This window comes from Persephonella sp. (assembly GCF_027023985.1).
Classification (GTDB): domain Bacteria; phylum Aquificota; class Aquificia; order Aquificales; family Hydrogenothermaceae; genus Persephonella_A.
In genome coordinates, this window is the sequence record NZ_JALVTW010000025.1 from 36343 (window position 1) to 61773 (window position 25431).

General features: G+C 33.9%; 18 protein-coding genes. 17 read left to right on the forward strand and 1 reads right to left on the reverse strand.

The features are described 5' to 3' along the window. The first annotated feature begins 32 nt into the window (after positions 1–32). From MVE07_RS06260 to MVE07_RS06340, 17 genes are all read left to right on the forward strand, one after another. A complete protein-coding gene (locus tag MVE07_RS06260) occupies positions 33–2636 on the forward strand; it encodes a CBS domain-containing protein (protein ID WP_297455441.1) in 2604 nt (867 codons plus the stop codon). Then, positions 2633–3127 carry a YtfJ family protein gene (locus MVE07_RS06265; RefSeq protein ID WP_297455443.1) on the forward strand — a complete coding sequence of 165 codons (495 nt, stop codon included), beginning with the start codon at positions 2633–2635 and terminating at the stop codon, positions 3125–3127. The genes MVE07_RS06260 and MVE07_RS06265 overlap by 4 nt, the downstream gene beginning before the upstream one ends. 58 nt (positions 3128–3185) lie before the next feature. Continuing rightward, entirely contained in the window at positions 3186–3968 is a 783-nt protein-coding gene (xth, locus tag MVE07_RS06270; RefSeq protein WP_297455445.1) for an exodeoxyribonuclease III, read from the forward strand. A 1-nt stretch (position 3969) separates the two neighbouring features. Beyond that, complete coding sequence (locus MVE07_RS06275; protein ID WP_297455447.1) at positions 3970–5271, forward strand: hypothetical protein; 1302 nt, start codon at positions 3970–3972, stop codon at positions 5269–5271. Positions 5272–5322: 51 nt separating this feature from the next. Further along, on the forward strand, positions 5323–5868 hold the full coding sequence (locus MVE07_RS06280; RefSeq protein ID WP_297455449.1) for a TetR/AcrR family transcriptional regulator: 546 nt from the start codon (positions 5323–5325) through the stop codon (positions 5866–5868). Between the two features lies 1 nt (position 5869). After that, a complete protein-coding gene (locus MVE07_RS06285) occupies positions 5870–7150 on the forward strand; it encodes a TolC family protein (RefSeq protein WP_297455451.1) in 1281 nt (426 codons plus the stop codon). Beyond that, a complete protein-coding gene (locus tag MVE07_RS06290; protein WP_297455453.1) occupies positions 7140–8267 on the forward strand; it encodes an HlyD family secretion protein in 1128 nt (375 codons plus the stop codon). Before MVE07_RS06285 ends, MVE07_RS06290 begins: the two co-directional genes overlap by 11 nt. 1 nt (position 8268) lies before the next feature. Continuing rightward, positions 8269–9825, forward strand: coding sequence for a DHA2 family efflux MFS transporter permease subunit (locus MVE07_RS06295; protein ID WP_297455455.1), 1557 nt, complete (start codon positions 8269–8271; stop codon positions 9823–9825). Continuing rightward, positions 9822–10979, forward strand: coding sequence for an HlyD family efflux transporter periplasmic adaptor subunit (locus MVE07_RS06300; RefSeq protein ID WP_297455457.1), 1158 nt, complete (start codon positions 9822–9824; stop codon positions 10977–10979). Before MVE07_RS06295 ends, MVE07_RS06300 begins: the two co-directional genes overlap by 4 nt. An 11-nt stretch (positions 10980–10990) precedes the next feature. Next, positions 10991–12115 (forward strand): mechanosensitive ion channel domain-containing protein, encoded by a 1125-nt coding sequence (locus MVE07_RS06305; protein WP_297455459.1) that lies wholly within the window; start codon positions 10991–10993, stop codon positions 12113–12115. Beyond that, positions 12078–13700 (forward strand): ATP-binding cassette domain-containing protein, encoded by a 1623-nt coding sequence (locus MVE07_RS06310; RefSeq protein ID WP_297455461.1) that lies wholly within the window; start codon positions 12078–12080, stop codon positions 13698–13700. The genes MVE07_RS06305 and MVE07_RS06310 overlap by 38 nt, the downstream gene beginning before the upstream one ends. A gap of 42 nt (positions 13701–13742) precedes the next feature. Continuing rightward, the gene (locus MVE07_RS06315) at positions 13743–14195 is read left to right on the forward strand and encodes a hypothetical protein (protein WP_297455463.1); all 453 of its coding nucleotides are present in this window, start codon (positions 13743–13745) and stop codon (positions 14193–14195) included. Further along, positions 14179–14496: a nucleotidyltransferase domain-containing protein gene (locus MVE07_RS06320; RefSeq protein WP_297455465.1), complete on the forward strand. Its 318-nt coding sequence runs from the start codon at positions 14179–14181 to the stop codon at positions 14494–14496. The genes MVE07_RS06315 and MVE07_RS06320 overlap by 17 nt, the downstream gene beginning before the upstream one ends. 45 nt (positions 14497–14541) lie before the next feature. After that, entirely contained in the window at positions 14542–15684 is a 1143-nt protein-coding gene (locus tag MVE07_RS06325; protein WP_297455467.1) for an MFS transporter, read from the forward strand. Between the two features lie 131 nt (positions 15685–15815). Next, complete coding sequence (locus MVE07_RS06330) at positions 15816–18506, forward strand: EAL domain-containing protein (RefSeq protein WP_297455469.1); 2691 nt, start codon at positions 15816–15818, stop codon at positions 18504–18506. Between the two features lie 84 nt (positions 18507–18590). After that, positions 18591–22088, forward strand: a complete 3498-nt coding sequence (gene dnaE, locus MVE07_RS06335) for a DNA polymerase III subunit alpha (protein WP_297455471.1) — start codon at positions 18591–18593, stop codon at positions 22086–22088. 14 nt (positions 22089–22102) lie between these two features. After that, entirely contained in the window at positions 22103–22636 is a 534-nt protein-coding gene (locus MVE07_RS06340) for a flavodoxin family protein (RefSeq protein WP_297455473.1), read from the forward strand. Here the strand turns inward: MVE07_RS06340 and mfd are convergent. Then, positions 22619–25426: a transcription-repair coupling factor gene (gene mfd / locus MVE07_RS06345; RefSeq protein WP_297455475.1), complete on the reverse strand. Its 2808-nt coding sequence runs from the start codon at positions 25424–25426 to the stop codon at positions 22619–22621. The two genes, MVE07_RS06340 and mfd, sit on opposite strands and share 18 nt — an antisense overlap. Positions 25427–25431: the final 5 nt, after the last annotated feature.

A 25431-nucleotide genomic window follows, 5' to 3' on the forward strand; every position in this document is an offset into this window, starting at 1 on the left:
GAGGATAATATTATAAGCAAAAGGAGGGTCTTTTGCAAGTAGTTTTTTTAGCTGAAGGTGCAGACCTTGATGCACTTTCTACAGCTTACGGAATAACGCTTTTATACCCTGAAACAAAGATTTTGCTTCCGGGAGCTTTATCCTCAGGGGTTAGACTGGTTTTAAAACATTTTGAAAAACTATTTAAAAATAAACTAATTAAAAAAGAAGAACTATCCCAAATTGACACACTATTTCTGGCAGATACCAATAACTATAAAAAAGCAATAAAAGAATTAAAGGGGTATGTATCCCAAGAAACAAAAATAATCATATTTGACCATCATCCTGTAAGGATAAAAATCCCTTATAAAATAGAAAAACATATAAAAAAAACAGGTGCTGCAACCACAATAGTGGTAAATAAAATAAAAAAACAAAAAATCCCTATATCTCCTGATGAAGCAACATTACTTGCCCTTGGTATCTATGAAGACACAGGTAGTTTCCTTTATGAGATAACAACACCACAGGATTTGAGGGCAGCATCTTATTTGATATCAAAGGGGGCAGACATTAATTTGATAAAAAATATAATTGAGGAAAAAATAGATATTCAGGAGATAGAAATAATCCACCAGATAGTTGATAATATTCAAAATTTCTATCTTAAAGACAAAAAAATCGTATTTTCCACAGCTTATAGCAGCCAGTATATACCTGATATATCTTCATACCTTCATATGATTAAACCACTGCAGGAAGCAGATGCCTTTTTTATCCTGATTACAGAAAAAACCAAAACAAGTATAATAGCCCGTTCAAAAACTCCTGAAATAGATGTAGGAAAAATAATGTCCTTTTTAGGCGGTGGAGGACATTACACGACTGCCAGTGCTACAGTAAAAGGTCTGACTGTTCAGGAAATAAAAAATTACATAGAAATGGTGCTTATAGGAGAAACCCATAGAAACAGAAAAATAAAAGAATTTATGTCAAACCAGATAATTACCGTTAATAAAAATCAAAAGCTTTCCCAGATTAAAGACCTTCTTGACAAAGCACCTTTGCTCTTTGTTGTAAATAAAAACGGAAAATTTGAAGGAATAGTAATAACGAAGGTTTTAAAGGAAAGCCTGAAACACGGTCTATTGGAAGCAAAAGTAGAAAACTTTATCATTGATAGTGTAATCACATTTGAACCTGAAACAACACTAATTGAAGCAGAAAAACAAATTATGAACTCTTCTCAGGAATATTTCCCTGTTTTAAAAAAAGGTAAGCCTGTAGGAATAATAAACAGAACATATATAATCAAGATTTTACACGGACAGGTATTTGATACAGAAAAGGATATTTTCATATCACGGGAGAGGATTAAACCTCGTTATCTAAATTATGAAAACCGCCTGAGAAATTATCTACCTGAAGATATAATCTCCCATCTTGAAAAAATCGGAAAAATATCAAAACAGCTTGGATATAACACATATCTGGTAGGAGGGATAGTCAGGGATATTATCTTAGGTAAGAAAAGCCTTGATATAGACCTAATTGTTGAGGGAGATGCGATACATCTTGCCAGAGAATATGCAAAAAGTGAAAAACTGCCTGTTCATACCTTTGATGAATTTATGACAGCCCAGATAACCTTAAAAAATGGCCAGAAAATAGACTTGGCAACAGCCAGAAAAGAGATTTATACCCATCCGGGAGCATACCCAAAGGTAGAAAAAGCAACCATAAAAGAAGACCTTTACCGGAGGGATTTTACAATAAACACCCTTGCAATAGAGATCACAGAAGGCCGTTTTGGAACACTGATAGATTATTTTAATGGCATAAAGGATATAAAGGACAAAGTAATCAGAATTCTACACCAGCTAAGTTTCGTTGAAGACCCTATCAGGATACTAAGGGCACTTAGATTTGCAGGAAGGCTTGGCTTTAGACTGGGGAAACACACAGAAAAACTGCTTAAACTATCTGTTGATGAGAATATGCTTGAATTTGCCCCGACAGGCAGGGTAAACCTTGAGTTTACTTATACATTTAACGAGGAAAAAGTGGTTGATATCCTTATGCTTATGAACAAATACAAAGTTCTCCACAGCCTTATTCCTGAATTTTATATGGATGAAAAAAGGGAAGAAATAATCAGCAGAGTCAGAGACACAATTATCTCATTTGAGATGTTTCTTGATATAAAAATAGACAGGGTTTCAAACTATCTCCTTTCCCTTTTATACCATTTGCCATTTGAGATTTCTTACAAATTCCTTGAAAAATATCATTTTGAAAAAAGTAAAAAATTCTTTGAGGAATATTTTGATGTAAAAGACAAATTCAAAAAAATCCCTGAAAAAAATTCGGAGCTATACAAAAAAATAAAATTTATCAGCAAAGATTTACTTGTCTTTATATGTGCCAGCAGCGATATTGAACTTTCTGAAAGAATTATAAAAGTTCTGAAAAAAGAGGAAGAAAAAAAACTGCTTATATCAGGGAAAGACCTGCAGGAGCTGGGCATTAAGCCATCTCCCATATACAAAGTCATAATTGATGATGTGTTTAAAAAATATCTAGATGAAGAGATAAAAACAAAAAAAGAAGCTATTGAATACATAAAATCCAGATACAGAGAGGAGATAAAATGATTTTCCTGAGTTTGATTGCCGCTGTTGTCCTTTCTATAGGGCAGGTTCCCCCTGTTGTCCATCTGGACGGAAAAATAGGAGGCAAAGTTGACGGAAAACCATTTTCCACAGAAATGATAAAAGGAAAGGTCTATCTGGTTTTATATGTTGACCCTGATAAAAGAGACCTGAATGAAGATTTTGCTGAGGCTTTAAAAAAACAGCATTTTGACCACTCAAAATTCGGTTCAATAGCAATCATAAATATGAAGGCAACATGGCTGCCAAACTTTGTGCTGGAAAGCATCCTAAAGAAAAAGCAGAAAAAATATCCCCATACTATTTATGTAAAGGATTACGATAAGGTTTTTGTCAAAAAATGGGGTTTAAAGGATGAAGATTACAACGTGCTACTTTTTGATAAAAGCGGCAAATTGTTGTTTTACAAGTCTGGAAAGCTAACTCCGGAAGATACCCAGAAGGTCATTCAGCTTATAAAACAGAATCTATGATTTATTTCAGTTATTCCCTTTTTTCTCAAGCATAAAATAAGGAAAAGAGGTAATGACCATGAAGATATGCACTTTTAATGTGAACTCTATACGGACAAGAAAAGATCTGATAATCCGTTGGCTTATAGAAAAGGAAAAGGATATAGATATCCTATGTTTTCAGGAAATAAAGGTTGAAGATGACAAATTTCCCTATGAAGATTTTGAAAAGCTTGGATACAAGGCTGTAGTTTATGGTCAAAAAGGATATAACGGTGTTGCAACCCTTTCCAGAAAGGATTTTGTTGAAATTAAAAAAGGTCTTGGGGATGAATACTTTGACCAGCAAAAAAGAATTTTATCTACAAAGATAGGAGATATCTGGGTCATAAATGTGTATGCTCCCCACGGAGATTTAAGAGGCGGAGATAAATACTATTACAAGCTTGACTGGTATAAAAGGTTCAGGCAGTTTTTGGATGAAAACTTTTCACCTGAAGATAAAATAATAGCCCTCGGAGATTTTAATGTTGCCATTGAAGATATAGATGTTTACGACCCGGAGCTACTTGCTGACACCATCGGCACAATGCCGGAAGAAAGGGAATCCTTCAAAAATATCCTTGATTTTGGTTTTGTTGATACTTTCAGATATCTGTATCCAGACAAACAGCAGTTTACATGGTGGGATTATATCGGCGGTGCTATCTGGAAAAATGAAGGAATGAGAATAGATTACATTCTTGCCACAAAACCACTAATTCCACATCTGAAAGATGTTTATGTTGATTTATGGCCAAGGAGAAGAAGGACACCAAAACCATCAGACCACGCACCTGTAATAGCAATATTTGAGGTTTAATATGGATTTATTATTGGAAGGTTATAATCAGGACTTAAAAAGACTTGAGGAAGAAATAGATAAATATTATCAGGAATATCTGACCCTTAATCAGGTTTTTATTTCAGATAAGAAGGATTACGAGCAAATTCTGCTTAACTACGGCACAGAAGAGCTAAAATTTACCCTTGGCTTTCTTACAAGTATTTATAAAAATATCCAGCAAAAAAAATATGCGGTTATAGACAGTATTTTTGATACCATTGAGCATTCCGGAGAATTTGAACTATCAATATTTTACGGAAATCGTATTTTAGAAAAGTTCAAAGGTCAGGATGCAGATGAGTATTTAATTAGACTCTATACCCTAAAAAGAATGCTTAACGCCCTATTGATCCTTGATGACAGACTGGAATTTTTAAAATATCTAATTGAGTTCATAAAAACCTCAAAGGAGTTTTTCAGTTCATACAGTAAACTCCTCAAAGAAAACTACCGTAATGCAATGGATTTTTATCAATTTATCTATGTTTATTATTTGAAATTCCATTCTGATGACGAACAAGCCCTTGGTTCACTTATAAAAAGCTACAATATAAAAAAACTGATGATAGAAAATCAGCTTTTACCTTATCCAAAAGAAAACAATATTTTACAAATTATAAATATAGTCGGCAGCTATCTGCAGATAGAGGATTCTTTCGTTGCACTCGTTATGGACATTGATGATTATATAAAGGAATTTGTAAAGCAGATAAAGGATTTAAAAGAGTTTTCTAAAAAAAGCCCTTCTATTCTGGAATTATACATGCAGCAGCCATTTAAAAAATATATCAACCAGTTTTTAACAAATATATACATAATGGGTTTTGAGGAAGAATACCATCAGGTCAGCCAGATTTTTCCTGAGATTATAACAATAGACCATAAGCTTATAGTTGAGATAAACGAAATCCTTATGAAAGACCCGTTCAAAGAGAAAAAACTTTTATCCCTCAAGGAAGAGATTGAAAGGGCATTTAATAATCTGTCCTCTGAAAAAAAGGAAAGCGTGCTTTATGTTTATTACAATGCTTTAATTTCTGTATTTTATGAAAATCCTGAATTTTTGGAAAAAATAAAAAAAGAAATAGAAGAATACAAATCAAAACTAAGAAATGCTTACAGCCTTGATGTTCCATTGTTCAGGATTCTGGGAGTTCAAGGAGAAAAAGAAAAGGCAAAACAGCTTGCAAATCAGGTAAGGGAACAGGCAGTTATCGCAGGTAAAAAATTTCTTGTCAATGCAATAGATGACTATATAAAAACAGAACTGGATGTATGAACAAGCTTTCCAATTGACACCTTAAATCTTTTTATTTAAATTAAATGACTGATGAGTCAGTCAACAAAAGAAAAGCTTATAAACTCGGCAATACAGATATTTTCCCAGAAGGGATTTTATAACACCAAAATATCCGATATAGTCCAGAATGCCGGACTGGCACAGGGCACATTTTATATATACTTCAAAAGCAAAGAAGATATTTTTATGCATATAGTCCTGATGATAGTTGACCAGATAAACCAGACCATTGAGAAATATTCCTCGCACAAAGATATTCCGGAAAAGGTTATGAAACTCTTTGCAAGGGAGATTTTTGCCCTTCTTTACCAGTATAAACAGATAGCTTATATATTTTTCTTCCAAATAATATGTGTAAATGAAGAATTTCAGAAGATATACTTTGAGACATCAAGGAAAATCTTTGAGTTTTATAAAAAGAACCTTCAAGAGTTTCCGGATAATGAAATTAGAGCAGATATCCTTATTGGTTATGGTAAAAGACTAACAGAGGTTGAACTTCTAATAAACAATCTTAGCTATGAAGAAATCATACAAAAATTTGATAAGGCAATAGAAATAATAACAGGAGCCTGATATGAAAAGGTTATTATTTGCACTTATTCCTATGCTTGCTTACGGGCTAACTATAGATGAAGCAGTAGAAAAAGCAATAAAACAGAACCTTGAGATAAAACAGCAAAGGGTAGAGCTAAAAAAAGCAAAAATCCAGTTAAAAGAGGATTACAACCTGTGGGCACCTGAATTTTTTCTGAATTTTTCTTACACAACCTATAAAGATACTCCTTATACAAAAATTCCTTACGGAGTTTTACCTTTCCCCCTGTCATTTAAACAGGTAGACAAAGATTTTAAAAACTTCTCTGCAGGGATAAACTTCCCTATTTTTACAGGATTTGCACGGCCTAACAAGATTTCTATCTCAAAGCTTGAGATTAAATCTAACAGAGAGTTATTAAAAGAAACCATTAATCAGATAACCGCTAAGACAAAAACAGCTTATCTTGATGCCCTTATGGCACAGGCAATTGTTGAAGTTTATAAAAAACAGCTCGAAGCTGTGAAAAAGCACCTATACCGTGTAAAAGAGTTCTATAAAGAAGGTCTGGTAACAAAGGTTGATATTCTTCAAACACAGGTGAAACTGTCAGAGATAAAAAGGAACCTGAGAAAAGCAGAAGGAGACCTGAAAATAGCAAAAGCAAGACTGAAAAAGATTTTAAATGAAAATATAAATGATGATATAGAGCTGCAGCCGGTAAAAATAAAAATACCAGAAAATTTAAACCTTCAAGCTTTATACAACTTAGCCTTGAGAAACAGAAATATAATCAGGTCTGTTAGATTAAAAGAAAAAGAAATGGAAAAACTTGAGAAAATTAGACTATCCTCATTTTTTCCTAAAGTGGCAGCACAAGCTTATTATTTTTACACAGACCAGTATCCATATTTAGACCCAAAGGATAATTATGCATTATCAATAGGTCTTCAATGGAAATTTCAAGGTATAAAGCCTTATTACTCAGCACTGAAAACAAAACTTGAGGCAAAAAAGGTAAGACTTCAGTTAAAACAGCTAAAAAACAATATAAAACTTGAGGTAAAAGCTACTTATGAAAACTTCCAGACAGCAAAAGAAAATCTAAAGGTGGCAGAAGACACCCTTGCAGAAGCAGAGGAATATTACAGAATGGTGGTTGAGCAGTTTAAAAATCAGCTTGCTTCCACAACCGATGTTCTGGATGCTGAAAGTATGCTTACATCTGCCAGAAAAGGCAGAGAAATCTCTTACTACCAATTTATAAAAGCATTTGTTGAACTGGAAAAGGCTGTAGGGGGAAGGATAAATGCGCAATAAGATAGGATTAATCATAATTGTTGCTTTGATTGTGGTTTTTGCCTTTGTGGCATTTAAATGGATAAAACACAGGATTGATTATGCCGTTACAGATGCAGTTTTTGTTGAGAGTGACCAGATGGCTAATCTCTCTTTTTACAGGGCACAGGGAAAAATTATAAAACTGTATAAAAATGAAGGGGATACTGTTAAAAAAGGAGAGGTTATTGCCGAGATAGACCCTACAGACTATATAACAAAGCTAAAACAGGTAAAACATCAGATACAAGCCCTTCAGGCAAAAAAAGCGTCCCTTGAGGAAAAACTGAAAAAAACCACACAAAAAGTTTCAATAAAAGAAAAAACAGCTTATTTAACAAAAGAGCAGGTAAAAACTTCAATAAAAGCCCTTGAACATCAGCTAAAACAGATAAAAGCAAAAATTCAGCTTGTTAAAAGAGACGTTGAAAGATTTGAAAGACTGGCAAAAAAAGAGTTAATCCCCCATAGAAAATATGAAGAAGCCCAGACACAGCTTAAGATATTAATCCAGCAGAAAAAAGCCACTCTTCAGCAGATAGAGAGTCTGAAACTTAATCTTAAAAAAGCACAGGAAAGTATAAAACTGGCAGAGGCGGAAAAGCTAAGTATTCCTGAAATAAAGAAAAATATAGAAAGTCTACAAAATAAAATTCTGGCATTACAGCAGCAGAAGAAGGATTTAGAAAATTTAATCTCATATACAAAGTTAATTTCACCATACAACGGAAAAATAGCCAAAAAGTTTGTTAGCGAAGGAGAAGTAGTTCCTGCAGGGAAACCGATTTATGCTATTGTTCCGGACAACACCCTTTATATCCTTGTTTTACTTGAAGAAACAAAACTGAAAGGTGTAAAAATAGGCAGCAAAGCAATAATACATATTGATGCTTATCCGGACAAGGAATACAAAGGAGAAGTCTTTGAGATAAATCCTGCAACGGCAGCAAAATTTGCTTTAGTTCCAAGGGATGTAACTGCCGGAGAGTTTACAAAAGTAGCCCAGAGGATACCTGTAAAAATAAAAATTACAGAAGGGGATTTATCTGTCCTGAAAGTTGGTCTTGGCGGAAAAGTAGAAATAAAAAGGGAAAAATAAATTGAACACAGATACACCTATTTATCAGCAGATATCAGTCTGGGAAAGAACGCTTATAACGATAATAGTAATGCTTGGGGCTTTTATGGCTATTCTGGATACAACCATTGTTGATATTATTGTTCCAAAAATCACAGCCCCTTTAAAAACTGACCTTTACGGTGCCCAATGGGTTATCACAGCATATATGATAGCCTCTGCCACTATGCTGATACTGGCTGAATGGCTAGACAAAAATTTTGGTCTGAGAAAAATCTATATATTCGGGGTTTTCCTGTTTGCTATTTCTTCTTTTGCCTGTGGTATATCAGACAGTCTTGAAACTATGGTGGCTGCAAGGGTTTTTCAAGGGATGGGAGAAGCCTTTATTATGGCAACGGCACAGGCAATTTTATTCTCCGTTTATCCTCCTGAGAAAAAAGGTCTGGCAATGGGGATTTTCGGGCTTGGTGTTAGTTTTGCCCCTTCTATAGGTCCTACCCTTGGTGGATATATCACAGAATATCTAAACTGGCGATGGGTATTTTTTATAAATATTCCTGTTGGAATTTTGACTGTTCTTCTGGCGCTATTTTATCTTCCTGAAACAAGTTTAATCAGGGAAAAAACAAGACTTAATTTTATTTCCTTTGGCCTCTTATCACTTTTTACCATTACAACGCTGATAATACTTTCAAAAGGACAGCAGCTTGGCTGGTTCATGTCTGATTTTATTGTCTATATGGTAATAATTGCCGTTTTTTCTCTGCTGTTTTATATCCTGTCTGAAATGGTTTCAAAACAGCCTTTAATTGATTTTTCAATATTTAAAATAAAGGAATATTTTGTAGGATTTTCTATATTCTTTTTACTCCTTGGTTTTTCAATGTATCAGGTTTTTTATCTACTGCCCCTTTATTTTGAGTTTTTAAAAGGGTTATCTACTTTTGATGCAGGTTTACATATTCTTGCATTTGCGGTTTTTATTGCACTCTTTTCACCTATAGCAGGGATACTGTCAGACAAAATAGGAGAGAAAAAGGTCTTATATATGGCAATTGTTATTTATTTGATAGCATCATTATACTTCCTGCCACGGCTTGATTATTTCACACCGAATATAAAAGCTGCCATTATGACAATTCCTCTGGGGATATCACTGGGGATGTTTTTTGCACCGGTTACTACACTTGCATTAAGAAATCTTGGGGAAAAAACATCATTGGGAACCGGACTACTGCATTACTCCAGATTTATAGGTGGTTCTTTTGGAACGGCTATAGCAACAAATGACCTGTATAAATATGGTTATCAGCATTTTGAGGGTATCAATAATCAGCAGAACATATCCTATGTGGAAATGTTTATAACAAAGCTTAGTCATATATTCTCCCAGTTTACATATCCGGAAAAGGCAAAAAAGCTTGCAATGGCACTAATTTATAAAGTCCAGTATCTTTATAGTATGAACTGGTCTTTCCACGATACATTTTTGGTTGCAGGATTATGGGGGTTATTTGGGGCTTTACCTGCCTTAATTCTGGTTTATTTTGATATCTTTAGAAGGAGAAAAGCATGAATGCCATAAAAAAATACTGGTTGGGATTTGTTGTCCTGTTTCTTGTTGTGGTAGCTGCTTATTTTATTTATTTGAAGCTAAACCCAAAAAAACTACCCCCAAATCTTGTTATGGGAACAGGAAGAATAGATGGGGATTTAATCAATATAAACACAAAATACCCCGGAAGGATAAAACTCCTTGCTGTAGATGAAGGGGACAGGATAACAAAAGGTCAGCTTATAGCAAAATTACAAAGTAAGGAATACGAAGCACAGCTAAAAGCAATAGAAGCAGAGATTAAAGCAAAACAAAAGGAAATAGAAGCCCAGAAAGTTCAGCTTCAAATTATAAAAGAAACCTTGCCTGAGAATGTCCAGAAAGCCTATGCAAATCTAAAATCCAGTAGATTTATGCTTGAGGAATTAAACCAGCAGATAAACTCTATGAAAAAGATTGTCCAGCAAGATGAAAGGGATTTTAAAAGGTTTAAATCTTTGACAGAAAAATCACTTTTTCCAAAGGAAAAATTTGAAAAAATAAAACTTAAGCTGGAAACAGATAAAGACAAACTAAAAGCCCTATTAAAAAAGAAAAACCAGCTAATCCAGCAGATAAACGCTGCAGAAAGTTCGTTAAAACAGGCAAAATCCACACTAAAAAAAGTTCAGGCAGTTGAAAAATCAATAGTAGCCCTGCAGGAAAGCATTAAAGCCTTAAACGCGAAAAAGCAGCAGATACAGGCTGTCCTTGATGAACTGAACATATATTCTCCAATTAATGGTTATGTGGTTGATAAAGTAGCCAATGTAGGCGAGGTGCTTGGGGCAGGAATGACCGTTATAACAGCAATAAATCCGGATGATTTATATCTGAAAATGTTTGTTGATACAATTTACACAGGAAAAATAAAAGTGGGAGACAAAGCAGAGATATTCCTTGACGCTTATCCGGACAAACCAATTCCTGCAATTGTTGTAAAAATTGCCAAAAAGGCAGAGTTTACACCAAAAGAGGTTGCAGTCAGAGAAGATAGAATTCAAAGGGTTTATGCAGTTCATATAAAACCTGTTGAACCTAATCCATTGCTTAAGCTGGGACTTCCAGCAATTGGAGTTATTTCCCTTGATGGAAAAGGTTTACCAAAAAGTCTAAAGGAGCTTCCGGAGCTTTGAGGGAAGTTTAGATGATGTATCAAAAAGTTATTTTGTATGTGGCTTTAATAGTTTTAACGATAGCAGGCTTTTTTGTTCTGAAAAAATTAACCCCCCGTGTATTGAAAAAATTACAGAAGAAATTCTCAATTAGAGAAAGGGATGTAGTTATCTTAGGAGATATTTTTATCAAAACAGTAGGCATTTTAGTATTTATTATTCTGTTTAATCTAATAGCCCATTTTCCGTATTTGGATAAGTATTTTGAAAAGTATGTTATCTCCTTGCTTAAAACCAGTATTATAGAAACAGAATCTATCAAACTAAGTATTTACTCAATAATCAGAGGAATAATAATCTTTTATTCCCTTCTTTTAATCACAAAATTTTTCCGGAAAATTTTGGAGATTTATTTTTATTACAAAGCCAAAGGTGAAGAAGTTGCCACAACAATTGATATTCTGGTTTACCATTTTGCACTGGTCATTATTGTCCTGATTACATTATCTGCAATGGGAATAACTTGGAAACTGCTTATCCCAATTGCCGGAGCACTGGGAATAGGCATTGGTTTTGGTATTCAGGATATCGTAAATAACTTTATCAGCGGTTTTATTCTTCTTCTGGGAAAAACAATAAAAAGAGGCGACTGGATTTCTATTGGGGACCAGTTTGGCAAAATTATAGATATTGGGGTTAGAACCTCAGTTCTTAGAACTCTTGATAACATTGATATTATTATCCCTAACTCTCATCTGGTTTCAAACAAACTGATTAACTGGTCTCACACTGACCCCGTTGTTCGTATTCATATTCCTGTAGGAGTATCTTATAACTCGGATGTTGAGAAGGTAAAGATGACCCTCTTGGAAGTTGCAGAAAAAGCACCATTTGTCCTTAAAAACCGCCCCCGTGAAGCAAGATTTGTTGAATTTGGAGATAGCTCCCTTAATTTTGAGCTCCTTGTCTGGATAAATGTAAAAAGAACTCCAATACCCCTTGCAAAGAGTGAACTTAACTACCGTATCTGGTATGCATTCAAAGAAAAAGGCATAGAAATTCCATATCCCCAAAGAGACATCTGGTTCAAAAATAAACTGATAATCCAAAAAGAAAAAGATGAAAAAGACACTACAAGTAAAAAATCTGACAGTTAGATATAAGAAAAAAATCGGGATTAAAGGGGCTTCTTTGGAAGCTGATGAAGGGGAGATTATTGGCTTTATTGGTCCTGATGGAGCTGGAAAAAGCTCATTAATGCATGCTATCGCAGGTGTAATTAAGTTCGAAGGAGAAATTATTTATAGAGATCATACTTATCGTTCTCCAAAAGAAGCAGAAAAAATAAAACCATATATAGGCTTTATGCCACAGGGAATTGGACTGGTCTTATATCCACTTTTAACTGTAAAAGAGCATTTAGATTTTTTTACGGCAATAAGAAATCTTAAAAAGGATGATGAATACTGGCAGTATCGGGAAAGATTGCTTAAAATGGCAGGTTTGTATCAGTTTCAGGACAGACAGGCTGGACACCTTAGCGGTGGTATGCAGCAAAAATTATCTTTAATCTGCACTCTTATTCATAAACCAAAACTTCTTATACTTGATGAACCTACAACAGGAGTAGACCCACTCAGCAGGCGGGAGCTTTGGGAAATTATTGATGAAATAAGAAAAAAAGAAGGAATTATTGCTCTTATAAGCACAGGATATATGCAGGAAGCAGAAAAAATGGACAGGGTTCTACTTTTTGAAGATGGGCAGATTATTGCAAAAGGAACAGCTCAAGAACTTATAGACTCTGTTAGAGAGTATACATATGTTGAAACTGAATGCCATGATGAATGTTTTTCATTTAATAAAAGAACATACTCTTTAAAGCCTTTAAATGTTCCTCACGCAGAGCCAGACCTTGAAAGTGTTTTCTTTGTGGATGCCTTGAAAAAATATAAACATATTTCAGAAATAACCGTTGAAGAAAGGGAAACACAGATAGAAATCCCGGAAATAGTTATGGAAGCAAAAGGCTTAACAAAAAGATTTGGTGATTTTGTAGCAGACGACCATATAGACATGATTTTGAGAAAAGGAGAAATACTCGGGCTGTTAGGTGCCAATGGTGCAGGAAAGACAACATTTATAAAAATGCTACTAGGACTTTATCCAATTGATGAAGGAGAGCTCTGGCTACTTGGAAAAAAGATAGAGAGCTACAAAGACAGGCTTGAGCTAAAAAGCAAAATTGGATATGTCAGCCAGAAATTTGCCCTTTATAAAGATATGACAGTCAGGGAAAATCTAATTTATTTTGCAAATATGCACAGAATACCTGTCTCAAAAGCCATAAAAAGAATAGAAAAATTGGCAGAGGGTCTGGGATTTAAGGAGTATATGAACTATTTACCAACAGAACTCCCTCTTGGTATAAACCAGAGATTTTCTGTTGCTGCTGCTATACTCCACGAGCCAGTGGTTTTATTCTTAGATGAACCTACAAGTGGTGTTGATGCAGTTGCAAGGGCTCAGCTTTGGAAATTACTGCATCAGCTTAAACAAAAATGGGGAATATCTATTCTTATCACCACCCACTATATGAGCGAAGCTGAATACTGCAACAGGGTGGTTGTTCTGAAACAAGGTAAGAAAATCGTTGACGACACTCCTGAAAACCTTCACAAAAAATTCCCAGACGCCAAAACTTTTGAAGATATTTTTGTTAAATTTTATGAAGAGAATTAAAAAGTTTAAAATTATGTTTAAAAGTTTTAGGAAATTTGAATAATGAAGGATATAAAGCTGATTTTACAGGAAATTGAAAAGCATATTGATACTTTAGATTACGAAACAAAAAAGCTGAAAGAGCTTAACTTGTCTCCAGAAGATTTGGATAATTATGAAAACATAGTTTTACTTGATGCCTTTATTTTTAGATTTATAAAACTTCAAAGTGCAATAGGAGAAAAATTATTTCCATTATTTTTTGAAATTTTGACAGGAAGAAATTATACAGAAGTTACTTTTATAGATATATTAAACACTCTTGAAAAATATGGTTTTTTAGAAAGTGCTGAAGAATGGAACAAAATTAGAAAACTAAGAAATGAGTTTGTCCATATATACCCGTGGGAAACTGATATAAAATTAGAAGCAGTCAAAAACGCAATAGAAAAATTAAATTATATTAAAAAGACTTTTTTCAAAATAAGGAATTATCTTAATGCAAAAGGTATATAAAAAAGTCAGACTTTCAAAAGATGTTATTGATGAAATCATAAATTTATCTAAAAAATATTTTGGGCAAAATTGCCGAGTCTGGATTTTTGGTTCAAGGGCGGATTTAACGAAAAAAGGCGGTGATATTGATATATACATAGAAACGCCAGAATACAAAAATATCCTTGATAAGAAATTAGACTTTTTGGTTGAACTTGATAAAAAAATCGGCGAACAAAAAGTTGACTTAGTAATAAAACCATTAGACAGTCAGAACTATATATCACAGGAAGCAAAATCAACAGGAATCAGGATTTATTAAAACTTTTAGCATTTCTGAGGATTACCCAGTATCTTTATTTTTAGGATGAGAAAATATGTAATTATCCTTGGAATAGTCAGCTTACTAACTGATATATCCAGTGAAATGATTTTCCCGATTTTACCTATTTTTTTGGAAAAATTCCTGTATGCAACTAAAACCCAAATAGGTTTGATTGAAGGATTAGCAGCATTAATAACAAGCTTTTTAAAGGTTTTTTCCGGATACCTGTCAGATAAGATTGGTAAAAGGAAACTTCTGGTGGTTTTGGGATATACTTTATCTGCTTTTTCAAAGCCCCTTTTATATTTTGCAACAAGCTGGATAGATGTTTTATGGATTAGAGCCTTAGAAAGAACAGGCAAAGGCGTAAGAACAGCCCCGAGAGATGCCATGATTTCCTCATTTTCTGAAGGAAAAAGCGGGCAGGCTTTTGGAATTCACAGAGGTATGGATACAGCAGGAGCAGTTTTAGGTTCGCTTTTTACATTTCTTTTTCTTATTTATTTTGGTGAAACCGAGGAAAATTTCAGAAAAATATTCTTATATGCCTTCTTTCCTGCAATAGCTGCAGTTGTTATTTTAATCGCTTTTGTAAAAGAACCTAAAATAAACAAAACCAGTTCTGAAATCAAAATTAGCTTTAAAGATCTTCCATCCGATTTTAAAAAATTTGTGATAATCCAGTCTGTTTTTACACTTTTTACTATGAATTATACTTTTATTATTTTGAAAGCCAATGATGTCGGTATTTCTATCGGTTTTATTCCTCTTGCTTATCTGCTTTTTAATATTGTTTATGCTTTTTCCAGTTTTCCATTTGGTATTTTTTCAGACAAGATAGAAAAAACAAAAGCAATGCTGCTTACATATATTTTGTTTTCAATTACATCTTTTGTATTTTTGATAAAAAATTCATTCTTTGGCTGGCTGGGTTTTATTTTTTATGGAATATTTATGTCAGGTTATGAAGTGGTTTCAAGGGCTTTCATATCAGATTTAATAAAAAGTGAGAAAATAAAAGGCAGTGCTTATGGAATTTATCACACTTTAATTGGGATAACGTCGTTTTTGTCTATGTTAATTGCAGGTATTTTATGGGATAAATTTGGCAGCTATATGCCTTTTTTAATCTCCTGCGTTATTTCTTTGTTTTTATCTTTTACTTTTGGGAAGTTGTTCAGGTAAAACTTAATAATAAATGTTATCGATTTTTTAAATTTTTTTAGTGATACTGTCCTAAATCATTAATAATCCTTAAAGTTTGGATATACGCTAACTTGCTTAGATATGCATATTAGATTATTATTATTTAACAAATGAACCTAAGAGCAAAATTTTTACTACTTTATACAGGGATATTTTTATTTCTGATTGGTTTTTTCTTATTTTTTTACTTTAATCTGGAGACAAAAAATTTTAAAAATATTGAATACAAGTATATATATTCCACATTTGAACATGTAGATACTGACCTTAATAAACAGGTCAAAATCCTAAAAAACCTTACCAAAAACGAAGCTTATTGGGATGATATTTATCTGTTTGTTCAGGGAAAAAATAAAAATTTTGTTCAAAGCAATTTTGATCCTAAAAATACAACCTTAAAAGACTACGGAATTAATATATATGCTGTTTTAAACTTAAAGAAAAAAACTGTTTTAAATAGATGTTATCCAAAATCTCTAAATTGTGATGAACTATTAAATAATCTAATTAAATCAATTACTTTTAATTATGAAAAAACCGGATTTATCTGGATAGATAAACATCCATGGATAGTTTCAGTTCAATATATCCTCCCCACCAGTGGAAAAGGTAAAAAAGCAGGATTTCTTATATTCGGTAAGATGGTAAAAACTCCGGAGCTATCTCTGGATTATATTAAATTTGCAAATTATCCTATACAGATACCATTTCCCGATAAAAAAATAAGACTTACCAATGGAGAGTTATATCTAAAAGAGAATGAGAATAATTATATCTTTAGCCTTATGGAAGAAGATATAAATAAAAAGCTGTTGCCTATTTATTCTGGTAGTATTAAGCCGGTGATAATGCAACAGGCATATACATTTATGATAATTGCCGGTTCGATTTTCGTTTCTATGTTCTTAGTAACATTTGTAGCACTGTATTTTCTATTCAGGAACTTCTTTAGACAACCGCTGGCGAACATTATAGAAAAACTGAGGAATGTTGCAGAAAAAGGGGACTTTAACCGGAGATTACCTGAAAACTACAATTCAAAAGAGTTTAAAACACTGGCGAAAGAGATAAATCTTTTACTGTCTGCAGCTGAAAATTATTTGAAACAGGCCAAAGAAAAGTCTCATATGTTTGAAGTTCTTGCTGAAAATGCACCTGTAGGAGTTTACCTTTTCCGAGAAAAAATTGAATATATGAATCCGTTTATAGAAAATATCCTTGGATATACACCAGCAGAAGTTATAGGAAGACCTTTTACAGATTTTTTAACAGAAGTAGATCCAGAATTACGGGAAAAAATAATAAAAAATGTCCAAAGAAGATTAAAAGGAGAAAAATTCAGAAACGAATTCCAAATAAAAATAAGGGCAAAAGATGGAACTTTAAAAGACATCCTAATTATATCAAACACTGTTTTCATAAACGGAAAACCCTATGGTATGGGTATAGCAATTGATATTACCCAAATAAAAGAATTAGAAAAAAAACTAAAAGAAATGATAGAGAAAGATTCTTTAACGGAATTACTCAGCAGAAGAGGATTTTATAATAAGCTTGATTATTTCATAAACCTTTATCGCAAGAATAGAAATAAATTTTTCCTGTTATTTATAGACCTTAATCATTTCAAGAATATAAATGATAATTATGGTCATTCAATGGGAGATAAAGTTCTAAAAGTAATTGCAGATAGATTAAAAACAGCTCTTTGGAAAGAAGATATTGTAGGAAGACTGGGAGGAGATGAATTTGGTGTTATCATTCCTAATTTTGCTAAGTTTGAAGATATTGTAATTATTTTAGAGAAGATAATAAGAGAAATAGAAAAACCTGTGGAGGTTAACGGCCTCAAATTTACCATAACAGCCAGCATTGGAATAACTGTTTTTCCAGAAGATGGAACTACTGCTGAGCAATTAATCAAAAGGGCTGATATAGCAATGTATAAAGCCAAAGAAAAATCCCGTAAAACAAATCAAAGTAGCTTTGTATTTTTCTCGCCGGAATTTGAAAAACATATCAAAGAAAAATTTGAGATAGAAAAAGAACTTAAAAGGGCTGTTCAGGAATCTTCTGAAGAGTTTTTTGTTTTATACCAGCCTATATTTGACCTGCAGGCAAACAGACCGGTTAAAGTTGAAGCTCTCGTTAGATGGAATTCGGCAAAATTCGGTTTAATGCAACCTTCTGTTTTTATTCCTGTTGCAGAAGAAACGGGTATTATTAGCTCTATTACAAAAATTGTTATTGAAAAAGTAACAGAGCAGCTTAAAAAATGGCAGGAGAAAGGAATTGAACTAAGGGCTTCAATAAATATATCTCCAATAGATTTTAAAAATAAAGATGTTCTTGAGTTCCTTATAAATAAAGTAATAGAAAACAACCTTCAAGGAAAAATATGTATTGAAATTACAGAAAATATTCTCCTTGAAAATATTGACCATAATAAACGCATACTTGATAAGCTCACCTTAAATGGTATAGAAGTCATGCTTGATGATTTTGGAACAGGATATTCATCATTAACATACCTGAAAAAATTCCCAATATCAGTTCTGAAAATAGATAGAGAATTTATAAAAGATATGACCCATGATGAATATGACAGAGGAATAGTTTTCACCGTAATTAAGCTGACACAAATACTATCAATGGATTCCCTTGCCGAAGGAATAGAAACAGAAGAACATCTAAATATCCTTAAAGAGTTTGGCTGCACATATGGACAGGGATATTATTTTAGTAAGCCGGTAACACCACAGGAAATTGAAAATAAATATTTTTCCACAATTTCTATATAACAAATTTCCCTAAATTTCAAGATTGATTTAGGCGAAAAATTTTTATAGATTTTTATTCCTCAAAACAGATACGGGGTTGGGAAAATGTCAAAAGATTTTGTTCATCTGCATCTTCATAGCCATTATTCAATGCTTGATGGAATGATAAAAATACCTGAATTGGCACAGAAAGCACAGGAGTATGGATACAAAGCAGTGGCCTTAACAGACCATGGAAATATATTCGGTGCCATTGAGTTCTATCAAGAGATGAAAAAGGTTGGCGTAAAGCCAATCATTGGAATGGAAGCCTATTTTACAAATAATAGATTTGAAAAGAAAGGAGAAGGTTCAGACAGCATTCTGGCAGACAAAAACTACCACCTGATTTTGCATGCCAAAGACAAACAGGGATTTAAAAATCTTATGAAACTTTCTTCTCTTGCATATACAGAAGGTTTCTATTACAAACCCCGTATTGACTGGGAACTCCTTGAAAAATACCATGAAGGGCTTATATGTCAGACAGCCTGCCTTAAAGGATTTATTCCACATCTACTTTCAAAAGGAAAATTTGACGAAGCCTATGAGTATGGAAAAAGGCTTAAGGACATATTCGGAGAAGACCTTTATTTTGAAATACAGCTAAACGGACTTGAAGAACAGGATATAGCAAATAAAGGTATTATAGAACTTGCTAAAAAACTCGGTGTAAAAATAGTAGCCACCAATGATTCCCATTATCTTAATGAAGAAGACGCAGAAGCACACGATATCATAAAAGCCCTTCAGATGAAGATGACCCTGAAAGAACTTAAGGAAAAGGGGAGAGCATTTAAAGTTAGAGGACTTCATTTCACAACACCGGAAGAGATGTATCAAAAATTCAAAGGCTACGAGGAAGCCCTGAAAAACACAATGGAAATTGCAGAAAAATGCAATGTTGAGATAGATACAGCAGAAACAAGAGGATATCTATTCCCTAAATTCCAGATTCCCGGACTTGATAGGGAAGCCACCTATGAAGAAAAAGAAAAATATTTTGAAAAACTGGCATGGGAAGGTCTGGAAAAAAGATTATCAAAAATGAAAGACCTTCCAAAAGAAAAATATCAGCAGTATAAAGAAAGACTTGAGTATGAGATAAATATAATCAAACAGATGGGTTTTCCTGAATATTTCCTTATTGTGCAGGATTTTATTAATTATGCAAAAGAAAACGGTATTCCCGTTGGCCCGGGTCGTGGTTCTGCCGCAGGTTCACTTGTTGCATATACACTTGGAATTACTGATGTAGATCCATTGCAACACGGCCTTATTTTTGAGAGATTTCTAAACCCAGACAGAATTTCTATGCCAGATATTGATGTGGATTTCTGCCAGGAAAACAGACCAAAAGTCATAGAGTATGTGAAAAATAAATATGGCGAAAATGCTGTTGCCCAGATTATCACATACAACTTTATGAAATCAAAAATGGTTATCAGAGATGTTGCACGGGCTCTGGGCTTTTCCTATACAGAAGCAGATAAGATTGCAAAGATGATACTCCCGGGTCCTGTGCAAGGTTCAACCCTAACAATTGATGAAAACCTTGAGGCAAATCCAGAATTTAGAAAACTTTATGAAACAGATGAAAAAGTCAGAAAACTTATAGACCTTGCAAGGAAGCTTGAAGGTTCAGCAAGACATACAGGAATTCACGCTGCCGGTGTGGTTATCGCCCCCGGAGACCTTGATGAATACGTTCCGGTATATGTGGACAAAGATGGGACAAAGGCCACCCAGTTTGATATGGGAACCCTTGAAATGCTTGGTCTTGTTAAAATGGATTTCCTCGGTCTGAAAACCCTCACCGAACTTGATTATATGAGAAAACTGGTCAAGGAGAGACACGGGGTTGAGCTGAATTTCCTTGAGCTTGGATTTGACGACCCGAATGTTTATAAACTGCTGCAATCAGGCAAAACCACAGGTGTATTTCAGCTTGAATCAAAAGGAATGCAAAATCTCTTAACAAAACTGAAACCGGATAAATTTGATGAAATTATAGCTATTCTTGCTCTGTTTAGACCGGGACCCCTTATGTCAGGAATGGTAGATGAATACATAGAAAGGAAACATGGAAGAAAACCAGTTGAGTATCCTTTTGATGAAGTAAAGGAAATTTTGGAAGAAACCTACGGGCTGGTAGTCTATCAGGAACAAATAATGTTTATGGCTAACATCTTATCTGGTTTCACAATGGCAGAAGCGGACACACTCAGAAAAGCCATTGGTAAGAAAAAGGCTGATGTTATGGCCAAAATGAAAGATAGATTTATATCCGGAGCAGTCAAAAACGGATTTGATAAACAAAAAATAGAAAAGCTATGGGATGATATAGAAAAATTCGCATCTTACTCCTTTAACAAATCACACTCTACAGCCTATGCTTATCTTACATACTGGACAGCCTATATAAAAACCTATTATCCGGAGGAGTTCTTTGCCGTCAAGCTGACAACTGAAGGAAATGATGATAAATTCTTAAATCTTCTTCTGGATATGAAAGATTTTGGAATACAACTACTCCCTCCTGATGTAAACAAATCCCGTGCAGAGTTCTATATTGAGGATAGAGGAAAAATCAGATTTGGACTTGCAAGAATCAAGAATGTGGGAGAACAATCTGCAGAAGAAATAGTAAAAGAAAGAGAAGCAAATGGAAATTATACAGATATCTTTGATATTGCAGAAAGACTGGATTCAAAAAAACTAAACAAACGAGTTCTTGAAGCCCTGATAAAAGCCGGTGCTTTTGATTTTACTGGTGTTGATAGAGGTATTATGCTGGCTACTGTGGACAAGGCATTATCAGCCGGCCAGAAAACAAGGGAACTTAAAGCTTCAGGACAAAACTCATTATTTGGATTGATGAGTGTTGAAAATACTGAGCCTGTTGTTTCCTATGAAAAAGCAAATTCTCTTTCAGAAAAGGAAAAACTCAATTACGAAAAAGAAGTTCTTGGTTTTTATCTATCAGGACATCCATTAAAAGCTTATGAAAAAGAACTTAGAGGGTATGTAACACCAATAAACAAACTGATTGACAGAAAAACAGGAGACAAAGTTAAAATTGCCGGAGTAATCTCTGATATTAAAAGGAAAAAAACCCGTTCAGGAGCTACAATGGCAATAATGACGGTGCAGGATGAAACGGGAATTATAGATGTCAGGGTTTTCACCGATAGAATGGAAGATACATCATTTTTAGAAGAGGACAGAATAGTAATTATAGAAGGAAGTGTTGAAATAAATGAAGAACAGGAAAAGGTATCAATGAACGCAATAAATATTACCCCTGTTGAGTATATCAATAAACAGGTTTCGGCAGTCAGGTTTGTTTTATCAAAAGAAAAAGCAATGAATGGTGTTGCCATTAAACTAAAAGAAATCTGTGAAAAATACAGAGGCGATAAAGATGTAATCATTGAGATTCAGGAGCCTGGCAAGTTCAGGGCAGAGATAGCAGCCCATAGTAATTTTGCAGTTGATATAAATGATGAATTTAAACAGGAAATATCAAAAATCCTATCTCCAGAAGAATTTTTCTTTGAATAAAAAGGAGAGGAAAAATGGGTAAGGTTCTGGTTTTATATGACACTCAGACAGGACATACTGCAAAAATGGCCGAGTATGTGGCAAAAGGAGCAAGAAAATATCCTGTTGAGGTCAGGCTTAAAAGTGTTGATGAGGCCACAAAAGAAGATATTCTCTGGTGTGATGGTATAGCCGTTGGTAGCCCTACACATCTTGGTGTTGTTTCATGGAAAATGAAAAAGTTCTGGGACGACCTTGTTGATTTATGGGGAGAAATTGATGGCAAGATTGGATGTGCTTTTTCTTCCTCTGGTGGATGGGGTGGTGGTAATGAAATAGCCTGTATGTCAATACTTACAATTTTGATGAATTATGGGTTTTTGGTATTTGGAGTTACAGATTATACAGGGGATAAATTTACCCTTCACTACGGAGCTGTTTCTGCAGGTGAGCCGAGAAAGGAAGAAGAAATCAAAGCCTGTGAAAGACTGGGAGAAAGGCTTGCCCAGTGGGTTTTAGTATATGTTGATGGCAAAAAGGAATATAAAAAATCACAATCTCAGGAATAATTCTGTTAGCTTAGGTATCTCCTTTTTATTTAAAAATATCTCAACCTTTTCAGGTGATAAAAACTTAATATCAAAAATTTTCGGAAGTTCCATTATAAATTCCGGTGAAGGTGGATTTTCTGTATCCATATAAATTGTTGTGACAGGTTCCCTGAGTTCTATTTTGTTAATACCTTTGCCTGTCGCTGCCCTTTTGAGTTTTTCAATCTCCAGATATAATTCAAACACATCAGGTAGCCCTGAATAAAATTCCTTGAGATACTTATGGATATGTTCTATTTCTTTATAGTCTATAGCTTTAGACACAGTCATATATATGTTCATCCTTTCTTTAGGGTCAGGTATAAACTCATCAGGTATATAACTTTCTATATCTACAACCATTACAGGTTCTTTTTCTGAACTACCTTTTTCTTCAGAAATAGTTTCCTGAAGCAGTTTTATATACATTTCATATCCTACAGCTTTTATGTGCCCGCTCTGTTCAACTCCAAGTATATTTCCTGCTCCTCTAATCTGCATATCCTCAATAGAAATTTTCAGGCCTGAGCCAGGTCTTGTTAACCTTAGAATTGCATCAAGCCTTTTTTCTGCATCTTTTGATATTTCAGGAGGAACAAGAAGATAGCAGTATGCCTGAATGTTTCCCCTACCCACTCTGCCTCTAAGATGATAAAGCTGTGCAAGACCAAAAAGGTCTGCCCTTTCAACAATAAGAGTGTTTGCAGTTGGGATATCTATCCCTGTTTCTATTATTGATGTGGAAACCAGAATATCTATTTTCCTTTCTATAAAATCAAGTATTACCTTTTCAATCTGTTTAGGTTTCATTCTGCCATGGGCAACTTCAACATTTGCCTGTGGGAATATATCTTTAAGTGTTTTAGCTTTTTCCTCAATAGTATCAATACGGTTATGCAAATAAAACACCTGACCTTTTCTATTTAGTTCAAACTCAATTGCTTTTTTGATTATATTCTCACTTTCAACAAATACATAGGTTTTTGTTTCAAGCCTACCTTCAGGGGGAGTTTTAATTACAGATAGTTCTTTTAAACCTGAAAGTGCCATATTTAATGTTCTCGGTATAGGAGTTGCTGTCATATAAAGGGTATCCACATCTTTTTTGATATGTCTTATCTTTTCTTTTGCACGGACCCCAAATCTGTGTTCCTCATCTATGATTAATAAGCCCAGATTTTTGAATTTAACATTATCTTGAAGTAACTTGTGGGTTCCTATAACAACGTCTATTTTCCCTTCTTCAAGCTGCTTTAAAATCTGTTCTGTTTCCTTTTTTGATTTTAGCCGTGATAGATTTTCTACTTTTATTCCGAATGGTTCAAGCCTTTCTTTGAAATTCCTGTAATGCTGATAAGAGAGTATAGTAGTCGGGGTTAAAACTGCTGTTTGTTTACCATTAATAGCAGCAATAAAAGCAGCCCTCAAAGCAACTTCTGTTTTACCAAACCCAACATCTCCGCAAATAACCCTTTCCATAGGTTTGTTAGAGGACATATCTTTTTTGACATCATTTATGGCTTTTAGCTGGTCTGGAGTTTCTATGTAGGGAAAGCTTTTTTCAAATTCAGAAATAAGCTCATCTGATATATTAAACGGTGGTCTTGTTATCTGCTGGCGCTGGGAATAAAGCTTAATCAGTTCCTTGGCTACTTTTTTAAGGGAATTTTTTATTTTTCTTTTGAGATTACGCCATGAGGTTCCGCCTATTTTGTCTAAAACAACATTTCCCTGTGGAGTATATCTGTAAATCTTATCAAAATGCAGATAGGATACATATATCTTTTCTCCTCCTGCATACTCAAGAATCATAAAATCATAGGCTTTTCCTTTGATTTCCCTTGTTTCTATTCCCCTGAATATTCCTATTCCGTAATCTTCATGAATTATATAATCTCCTACTTCAAGGGGAGAAAATTCAAAATCAAGGCTTTCTTGGTTCTCTGGAAGAAAAATGATTTTTTCTTCTTCTAAGACAGCAGGTTGTCTTAGTGGAAGACGGACTTTTTTGAAATCTGAGTAATCAGGTTTTTCTCCACCGGATACTTTATCCAGTAGATATGTGTCTTTCCCAATCTCTCTGTATATATTGAGATAATAAAAGTCAGCATTCTTGATAAATTTGCTAATATTTTCTTTTTCCGTCTCTTTAAACTGAATTTCAATCCCTGAACGGAGAATAACAGGTTCGTCATAAAGGGGATAAATATCTATCTGATTTACTTCTTTTCTGGTGTTAAGCTTTGAAATCTGGAATATATTTTCAACTGTATCCCCGAAAAAATCTATCTCAAAAACTCCCCTAAAAGGGATATAAATCCTAACAATTCCACCTTTTACTGAAAACTCTCCTTCATTTTCAACATTTTCTTCCCTAATGTATCCATGTTCAACAAGTTTGTAAAGTAAGTAATCCCTATCTAAATCTGTTCCTATGGAAACAGTAATTATTTCTTTATCAAAATTTTTTCTAATAGTTGTATTGAATATGTTAGGGTCTGAAACAGCTATAACCGGTTTTTTGCTTTTTATTAGCTGGGTAAGGGCAAAATTTCTTCTAATCTGAAGCTCAAGGTCATACTTATCAATCTGGGATGGCAGTTCAACAATCTGGATATCTTTTTTTAGATAATTAGCATAGACTCTGGCATCATTTAAAAATAGTTTTTTTCTCTTTTGGTCTTCTGTGATTACTAAAGATTTTCCTTCTGTTTTGGCAACCAGATAATATTCAGGAAGAGAACCTGTAAACCCGTATAGCTTTTTCATAGGGG

Coding starts and splice junctions, on each gene's coding strand:
- MVE07_RS06280 (WP_297455449.1), top strand. CDS start 5,323: ATGAGTCAGTCAACAAAAGAAAAGCTTATAAACTCGGCAATACAGATA.
- MVE07_RS06275 (WP_297455447.1), top strand. CDS start 3,970: ATGGATTTATTATTGGAAGGTTATAATCAGGACTTAAAAAGACTTGAG.
- MVE07_RS06300 (WP_297455457.1), top strand. CDS start 9,822: ATGAATGCCATAAAAAAATACTGGTTGGGATTTGTTGTCCTGTTTCTT.
- mfd (WP_297455475.1), bottom strand. CDS start 25,426: ATGAAAAAGCTATACGGGTTTACAGGTTCTCTTCCTGAATATTATCTG.
- MVE07_RS06320 (WP_297455465.1), top strand. CDS start 14,179: ATGCAAAAGGTATATAAAAAAGTCAGACTTTCAAAAGATGTTATTGAT.
- MVE07_RS06325 (WP_297455467.1), top strand. CDS start 14,542: ATGAGAAAATATGTAATTATCCTTGGAATAGTCAGCTTACTAACTGAT.
- MVE07_RS06290 (WP_297455453.1), top strand. CDS start 7,140: ATGCGCAATAAGATAGGATTAATCATAATTGTTGCTTTGATTGTGGTT.
- MVE07_RS06340 (WP_297455473.1), top strand. CDS start 22,103: ATGGGTAAGGTTCTGGTTTTATATGACACTCAGACAGGACATACTGCA.
- MVE07_RS06285 (WP_297455451.1), top strand. CDS start 5,870: ATGAAAAGGTTATTATTTGCACTTATTCCTATGCTTGCTTACGGGCTA.
- dnaE (WP_297455471.1), top strand. CDS start 18,591: ATGTCAAAAGATTTTGTTCATCTGCATCTTCATAGCCATTATTCAATG.
- MVE07_RS06310 (WP_297455461.1), top strand. CDS start 12,078: ATGAAAAAGACACTACAAGTAAAAAATCTGACAGTTAGATATAAGAAA.
- MVE07_RS06305 (WP_297455459.1), top strand. CDS start 10,991: ATGATGTATCAAAAAGTTATTTTGTATGTGGCTTTAATAGTTTTAACG.
- xth (WP_297455445.1), top strand. CDS start 3,186: ATGAAGATATGCACTTTTAATGTGAACTCTATACGGACAAGAAAAGAT.
- MVE07_RS06265 (WP_297455443.1), top strand. CDS start 2,633: ATGATTTTCCTGAGTTTGATTGCCGCTGTTGTCCTTTCTATAGGGCAG.
- MVE07_RS06315 (WP_297455463.1), top strand. CDS start 13,743: ATGAAGGATATAAAGCTGATTTTACAGGAAATTGAAAAGCATATTGAT.
- MVE07_RS06330 (WP_297455469.1), top strand. CDS start 15,816: ATGAACCTAAGAGCAAAATTTTTACTACTTTATACAGGGATATTTTTA.